5 protein-coding genes are annotated in these 7,058 nt (G+C 68.8%); 2 read left to right on the top strand and 3 right to left on the bottom strand.

All coding sequences use genetic code 11. The annotated features are described in order from the left end of the window. Positions 1–490: 490 nt before the first annotated feature. A complete protein-coding gene (locus tag D0D37_RS14160) occupies positions 491–1,141 on the bottom strand; it encodes a hypothetical protein (protein ID WP_116200978.1) in 651 nt (216 codons plus the stop codon). 260 nt (positions 1,142–1,401) lie between these two features. Here D0D37_RS14160 and D0D37_RS14155 point away from each other — a divergent pair, with 260 nt between their 5' ends. After that, the gene (locus D0D37_RS14155; protein ID WP_116200977.1) at positions 1,402–2,439 is read left to right on the top strand and encodes a polyprenyl synthetase family protein; all 1,038 of its coding nucleotides are present in this window, start codon (positions 1,402–1,404) and stop codon (positions 2,437–2,439) included. A gap of 12 nt (positions 2,440–2,451) precedes the next feature. After that, the gene (locus D0D37_RS14150; RefSeq protein WP_116200976.1) at positions 2,452–3,846 is read left to right on the top strand and encodes a sunset domain-containing protein; all 1,395 of its coding nucleotides are present in this window, start codon (positions 2,452–2,454) and stop codon (positions 3,844–3,846) included. A 68-nt stretch (positions 3,847–3,914) separates the two neighbouring features. On the opposite strand, the gene D0D37_RS14145 is transcribed toward D0D37_RS14150, so the two are convergent. Beyond that, positions 3,915–4,979, bottom strand: a complete 1,065-nt coding sequence (locus tag D0D37_RS14145) for a 2-oxoacid:ferredoxin oxidoreductase subunit beta (protein WP_116200975.1) — start codon at positions 4,977–4,979, stop codon at positions 3,915–3,917. Further along, the gene (locus D0D37_RS14140; protein WP_116200974.1) at positions 4,976–6,904 is read right to left on the bottom strand and encodes a 2-oxoacid:acceptor oxidoreductase subunit alpha; all 1,929 of its coding nucleotides are present in this window, start codon (positions 6,902–6,904) and stop codon (positions 4,976–4,978) included. Before D0D37_RS14140 ends, D0D37_RS14145 begins: the two co-directional genes overlap by 4 nt. Positions 6,905–7,058: the final 154 nt, after the last annotated feature.

Genomic DNA, 7,058 nt, shown 5'->3' with positions numbered 1-7,058 from the left:
GGTTGCGGTTTAGGGCTGGTGCGCGGGGCTTGGGGTGCGCTGGTCGCGTGGGGTTCGCGGTGGGGCTAGCGCGCCAATGCCACATCGGGCGCATCGCGGGGTGGGGGCAGGTCCGTGAAGGGCCCCTTGAGGGAATCTAGTTCCGTGAGGGGCCCCTTGAGGGAATGCGGGTCAATGCCAGGGACTTGAGGCGGCGCTGCGAGTGCGGCTTGGAGGGATGTCTGTCCTGGTCGCGGGGGCTGGCGAGTCAGGTGCGGGGTGCAGCTGTCCGTGAGGGGAACCCTGGGGGACTCTGAGTCCCTCAGGGTTCCCCTCACGGACACGAGCAAGCGGCCACGAGGGCATGGGGCGGGCATTTCGGCGAGGTTGGCGTCCTTATGGACGGTTGGCAATGCCGAGGCGGCACGACCTAAGCCCCTGGCATTGGGAATGCGGGTCGTGAGGGGAACCCTGAGGGACTCTGAGTCCGTGAAGGTTCCCCTCACGGACTTCAGGGGGTGGGGGCGCAGGCAGTGTGGCCCACCGTGACCGAGCCTGATGCGCCGGAGGCGGGGGCGAAGTCGATGCGCAGCATGGTCAGGGTCATGCTTCCGTCGCCCGGCAGCGTCTGGATGTTGAAGACTGCGTTTGCCAGTACCGTTCCGTCCGATTTCGTCAGCGGTTTGGTGTAGTTCGCGGGGATCGGGGACGGCAGGCCGCTGATTCCGGTGAGGCCGCTCAGGGTCCAGTTCGCGTTCGTGCCGCTCTGGGTTGCCTTGCAGGTTACGGTGTACGACGAGATGCGGATGCGTTTTCCGCCATTGCTCACCAGGGCGGACAGTTCGAAGTTGTTGCCTGTCGCGGTCGACGTTGTGGTGGTGACGTCGTTCGCTGGGTCCGTTACCTCGGTGGTGCAGGAGGACGTGCCGCCGCCGAAGCGGACTCCGGGTTGGGAGACGGCGGTTGCGGAGCCGGTGGTCGGGCCTTCTACGGCGCACGGGGCCTGGGTCGGGATCGAGATCGTGGTTCCGGACTTCGTGAAGTTCGCGTTGCCGATGTCGGCTACTCCGGCGGGGCTGTCCGCGGCGGCAGTTCCGGCGGCGGTGAGCAAACCGGCGGCTGCCAGCGCTGCCCCGGCCAGTGCGGTGCGCTTGATGATCATGACTTGTCTCCTCGCTGCCAGTGTTGCCTCCAAGGACTATCCGCAGGTCCGAATCGCCCGTTGCGTCCTCGGGCGGCGATCACCCGTCCGGGAGCGCGGATCAACCCGTTCGTGGCCTGGCGCGCGGCTGGGGCGGGAGTGTCGCGTTCGTCACCGTTTCCGCAGGACAGCGGGTAAAGGCAGGCCGCGGGGCAACCACTACCCTGAAGGGGGTAACCGACTGGCGAAGAGCGCCACGAGAGAGCGGAGCCGACGTGTCTGTGTCTTCACCACCTCCGGGGGCGGCCCGGGATGGCGCTGTCGAGGACCTGCGCGCGACCGTCGGGCTGCAGATCCAGGACGAGCCCTTGCTGCGTGCCATCGCGGGCGGGCTGGCGGACGTCGAGACGATGTTGCGGGATGTCGTGAAGAGCGACGTGCCCGCTGTGCACGACGCCGCGTTGCACCTGGTCGAGGCGGGGGGCAAACGTTTTCGTCCGTTGTTCACGCTGCTGTCCGCGCAGTTCGGGCCGAGGCAGGGCGAGCAGGTGCTGATCGCGGCTGCCGCCGTGGAGTTGGTGCATCTGGCGACGCTGTACCACGACGACGTGATGGACGAGGCGACCATGCGGCGCGGCGCGGAGAGCGTCAACTCGCGCTGGGACAACACCGTCGCCATCCTCACCGGCGACTACCTCTTCGCCCACGCTTCGCGGCTCGTCGCCGACCTCGGCACGGACGCCGCGCGGATCATCGCCGAGACGTTCGGCGAGCTGGTCAGCGGGCAGATGCGGGAGACTGTGGGGCCTGGTCCTGGTGACGATCCGGTCGAGCACTACCTCACCGTGATCGCGCAGAAGACCGGTTCGCTGATCGCGACGTCGGGACGCTTCGGCGGCATGATGTCCGGCGCGGCCGAGGAGCACGTCCAGGCGCTGCGCCGCTTCGGCGACATCATCGGCGCGGCCTTCCAGATCTCCGACGACGTCATCGACATCGCGTCGCCCTCGGTCGAGCTTGGCAAGGCGCAGGGCACTGACCTGCGGGAAGGCGTGCGCACGCTGCCGATGCTGTACGCGCTGGCCGATCCGGGCACCGAACCGCGGCTCGTCGAGCTGCTCGCCGGCCCGATCACCGACGACGACCTGGTGGCCGAGGCGCTCGAGCTGCTGCGCCGTTCCAGCGGCCTCGAACGCGCGCGTGAAACCCTTTCCGACTACGCTTCCCGAGCACGTGCCGAGCTCGCCTCGCTGCCCGCTTCCCCTGCGCGCGACGCTTGCGAGTCGGTCGCCGACTACCTGGTCGCGCGAACGTTCTAAAAGGGGCGAGAAATGTCCATTTTCGGGCAGGTGTGGCTCTGGAGCCTGCTGGCCTTCATCGTCGGCGCGGTCATCGCCTGGCTGGTGCTGGCGCGTCCGGCCCGCAAGCGGGTACGCGAACTGGAAGCGGAACTGGCGAGCGCGCACGCCGACACGGCACGCGCCGCGGCCAGCACGCCCGCGCGCACCGCGGTGCTGCCGCCCGCGGAGGACTGGACCAGAGACCGCCGCGAGCACGCTCCGACGGAAGTCATCCAGGCGACGAGCGCTTTCGAGCCGGAAGCCGAGTACGACGCGGAATACCGCACGGCTCCGGAGCCGGTGGCCGCCGCTGAGCCCGCGGCCTCTGTGGACTCTTCGGAGGCCGCGGATGACGATGTCGACGAGGCGTTCGCTCAGGCCGAGGCCCGCGAACACCAAGGGGCGAACGGTCTTTTCGACAGCGCACCTGTCGACAGTGCGCCGGAGGACTCCGGCTCGGCCTACCGTGCCGCGGCCACCCAGTATCTGCAGCCGGTCGACCGCGACACCGCTTCGCACCGCGTCGCCGAACCGGCCGAGGACCACGACAGCGGCTACCACCGCATCGCGGAACCGGCGGACGAGCACGACAGCGGCTACCACCGTCTTCCGGAACCGGCCGACGTTCCGGCGGCGGACTACCTCGAAGCGGACGCTCCCGCCGAGGAGGAGCCGAGTCGCCCGGCCGACGGACTGTCCTCTTTGGAGCGACGGCTCGACCCGACCCCGTTGGACACCGCCGCTTCGGAGCCCGAGCCGGTGTCGTTGTTCCGCCCGGGTCCGGGCCGGGCGGCCGAGCCGGAGCCGCACTGGTTCAACCAGACGGACACTCCGCAGCGGTCGCCGTTCGAGGAACCCGCCGAACCGGCCGAGTCGCCGGTCGGCCACCTCGAAGAGGATTCGACGACCGATCACCTGATCCCGAACGTCGAACCGGCTGTCGAGTCCACAGAGGACACTGCGGCCGGCCAGGGCTTGCCGAAGCGGCAGCGCCGCGAATCCCCGCGCGGCGGTTTCGACGCGCCGCAGCCGATCCAGCCGTCGATGCGCCCGGTGGAGCGTCGCGAACCGGAGTTGGCCGGCGGGCACAGCGGTTCGCTGTTCGAGCCGTCCGTGCAGCCGAACCAGGCCGCGATGGCTGCTCCAGAGCCGCCGCCAGCTCGGCAGTCTGCGGATGACGCGGTGCCGCCGGGGCCGTTCGGTCCGGGTTCGGCGATGCCGCGTCCGGGCGGTGGCCGTCCGGCGGACGGTTTCACGGTGAAGGCGAGTGTGACGGCGTTGCGGTATTGCGGGGAGGATTCGCCGCAGTTCCCGAAGATGGTTGCCGAGGTGTGGTTCCGCAGTGCCGCTGATGCTGAGCGGGTGGGGTTCCGTCCCTTGCATTGAGTCCGGATAGGACAGAGGCCGCCATCCCCGAGTGGGGTGGCGGCCTCTGTCGTAAGAGGACTAAAGCGTCAGACGACAGTCCAGGTGTCCTTGCCCCGCAACAACCCCTGCAAGTCCGGTGTCCGGGCCTCACGCGCCTGCTCGACCTGGGCCCGCGCGGCGTCGTCGTACGTGGGACGTTCGACCTGGCGCAGGATGCCCGTCGGGACGTGGTTCAGGTTCTGGTCGCCAAGACGGGAAAGCGCGAAGGCGTACGACGTGTCCGCGATCGACGGGTCGTGCACCACCAGGTTTTCCTCGCCGATCTCCGCGACCTTGCCGACGTCCAAACCGCCCCAGTCGCCGCGGCGGACGCCGTATTCGCCTTCTGAGCCGAAGCGGATCGGTTCGCCCGCGCGGAGCGGGATGAGCCGGGACGCGGCTTCGTCCTTGTCCTTCAGCACATCGAACGCGCCGTCGTTGAAGATCGGGCAGTTCTGGTAGATCTCCACCAGCGCCGAACCGCGGTGTTTCGCTGCCGCCTCAAGGACTTCGGTGAGGCCCTTGCGGTCCGAGTCCATCGCGCGGCCGACAAACGACGCTTCCGCGCCGATCGCCAGCGACAGCGGGTTGAACGGCATGTCCAGCGAACCCATCGGCGTCGACTTCGTGACCATGCCCTGGCCGGACGTCGGCGAGTACTGGCCCTTGGTCAGCCCGTAGATCCGGTTGTTGAACAGCAGGATCTTGATGTTCACGTTGCGCCGCAACGCATGGATCAGGTGGTTGCCGCCGATGGACAGCGCGTCGCCGTCACCCGTCACGACCCACACCGACAGGTCCGGACGCGTCGTGGCGAGACCGGTCGCGATCGACGGCGCGCGGCCGTGGATCGAGTGCATGCCGTAGGTGTTGAGGTAGTACGGGAACCGCGACGAACAGCCGATGCCCGAGATGAAGACGATGTTCTCCCGCTTGAGCCCGAGCGTCGGCAGGAACGACTGCACGGCGTTGAGCACCACGTAGTCGCCGCAGCCGGGGCACCAGCGCACTTCCTGGTCGGACTTGTAGTCCTTGGCCTTCTGCGGTTCGTCGGTGGTCGGCACCAGGTCGATGCCGCCCAATTGCGGCAGCCCGAGATCGATGGCGGTCACTTGACGCCCTCCGGAACGAGGTTGGCGATGATGTCGGAGAACACGTTCTGCAGTTCCTCGGCCTTGAACGGCAGGCCGGCGACCTTCGTGTACGAATGCACGTCCACCAGGTATTTCGCCCGCAGCAGCATCGAGAGCTGGCCGAGGTTCATCTCCGGGACCACGACCCGGTCGTAGCGCGCGAGCACCTCGCCGAGGTTGTGCGGGAACGGGTTGAGGTGGCGCAGATGCGCCTGCGCGATCGGCATCCCGAGCTTGCGCACGCGGCGGCAGGCCGCGCCGATCGGGCCGTAGGACGAACCCCAGCCCAGCGCCAGCACGCGCGCCTCGCCGGACGGGTCGTCGACCTCCAGGTCCGGCACGTCGATGCCGTCGATCTTCGCCTGGCGCAGCCGCACCATCTTGTCGTGGTTGTCCGGGTCGTAGGAGATGTGGCCGGTGCCGTCGGCCTTCTCCAGCCCGCCGATGCGGTGCTGCAGACCGGGAGTGCCCGGGATCGCCCACGCCCGCGCGAGCGTCTCCGGGTCGCGCACGTACGGCCAGAACTCGCCGGAACCGTTGTCGGAGTTGGGTTCCGACGCGAATTCCACGCGTAGGTCCGGCAGATTCTCGACATTCGGGACCAGCCACGGCTCGGAACCGTTGGCGATCGCGCCGTCGGACAGCAGCAGCACCGGCGTGCGGTACTTCAGCGCGATCCGGGTGGCCTCGATCGCCGCGTCGAAACAGTCGGCGGGCGACAGCGGCGCCACGATCGGCACCGGCGATTCGCCGTTGCGGCCGAACATCGCCTGCAGCAGGTCGGCCTGCTCGGTCTTGGTCGGAAGGCCGGTGGACGGCCCGCCGCGCTGTACGTCGATGATCACCAGCGGCAGTTCGGTCATCACGCCGAGGCCGATGGTCTCCGACTTCAGCGCGACGCCCGGGCCGGACGTGGACGTGATGCCCAGCGCCCCGCCGTAGGAGGCGCCGAGCGCGGCCCCGATGCCGGCGATCTCGTCTTCCGCCTGGAAGGTGATGATGCCGTAGTTCTTGTGCTTGGACAGCTCGTGCAGGACGTCCGAGGCCGGGGTGATCGGGTACGTGCCGAGCAGGATCTGCAGCCCGGACTGCTGTCCGGCGGCCACGATCCCGTACGCCAGCGCGGTGTTCCCGGTGATCTGCCGGTAGGTGCCCTTGTCCAGCTTCGCGGGCGCGACCTCGAAGGTGGTCGCGAACGATTCGGTGGTCTCGCCGTAGTTCCAGCCTGCCCGGAAGGCCAGGATGTTCGCCTCGGCGATGTCCGGCTTCTTCGCGAACTTCTCGCGCAGGAACCGCTCGGTGCCCTCGGTCGGCCGGTGGTACATCCACGACAGCAGGCCGAGCGCGAACATGTTCTTGCAGCGTTCGGCGTCCTTCTTGCCGAGGCCGGTGTCGGCGAGCGCGCCCTGGGTCAGAGTCGACATGGCGACCCGGTGCACCTGGAAGGGCGACAGCGAATCGTCGTCGAGCGGGTCGGTCTCGTAGCCGACCTTCACCAGGTTCCGCTTGGAGAACTCGTCGGTGTTGAGGATGATCGTCCCGCCGTGCGGGACGTCGCGGACGTTCGCCTTGAGCGCGGCCGGGTTCATCGCGACGAGGACGTCCGGCCGGTCGCCCGGCGTGAGGATGTCGTAGTCGGCGAAGTGCACCTGGAAGGACGAGACGCCGGGGATGGTGCCCTGTGGCGCCCGGATCTCGGCCGGGAAGTTGGGCATGGTCGACAGGTCGTTCCCGAACGCCGCCGCCTCCGAGGTGAACCGGTCGCCGGTCAGCTGCATCCCGTCGCCCGAGTCGCCGGCAAACCGGATGACCACCCGGTCCAGCTTGTTCACCTCGGTGGAGCGGGACGCGGTCAGCGCGCCTTGCCCGTTCCCGGCCGCGCTGCCGTTCGCACTGGTGCTCATGGGTCAGGGAATCCCTCTCTCCCGGCGTGCTGCGGGCCAGGGTCGGCTCCCCGGGGAGCCCGCCGAGGCCTGTTTCCGAGGTTACTCGCCACACGTCAGGCCGCGGTCGGAGTGCGGTCAAGTGTGGGGTACCCAGGCCCACCGGGGTGTCCTC

This window comes from Amycolatopsis circi (genome assembly GCF_003385235.1).
In the GTDB taxonomy this organism is placed as follows: domain Bacteria; phylum Actinomycetota; class Actinomycetes; order Mycobacteriales; family Pseudonocardiaceae; genus Amycolatopsis; species Amycolatopsis circi.
The sequence above is the reverse complement of the archived record's forward strand: the minus strand, read 5'-3'. Positions and strand labels throughout refer to the sequence as shown.

Coding starts and splice junctions, on each gene's coding strand:
- D0D37_RS14160 (WP_116200978.1), bottom strand. CDS start 1,141: ATGATCATCAAGCGCACCGCACTGGCCGGGGCAGCGCTGGCAGCCGCC.
- D0D37_RS14150 (WP_116200976.1), top strand. CDS start 2,452: ATGTCCATTTTCGGGCAGGTGTGGCTCTGGAGCCTGCTGGCCTTCATC.
- D0D37_RS14140 (WP_116200974.1), bottom strand. CDS start 6,904: ATGAGCACCAGTGCGAACGGCAGCGCGGCCGGGAACGGGCAAGGCGCG.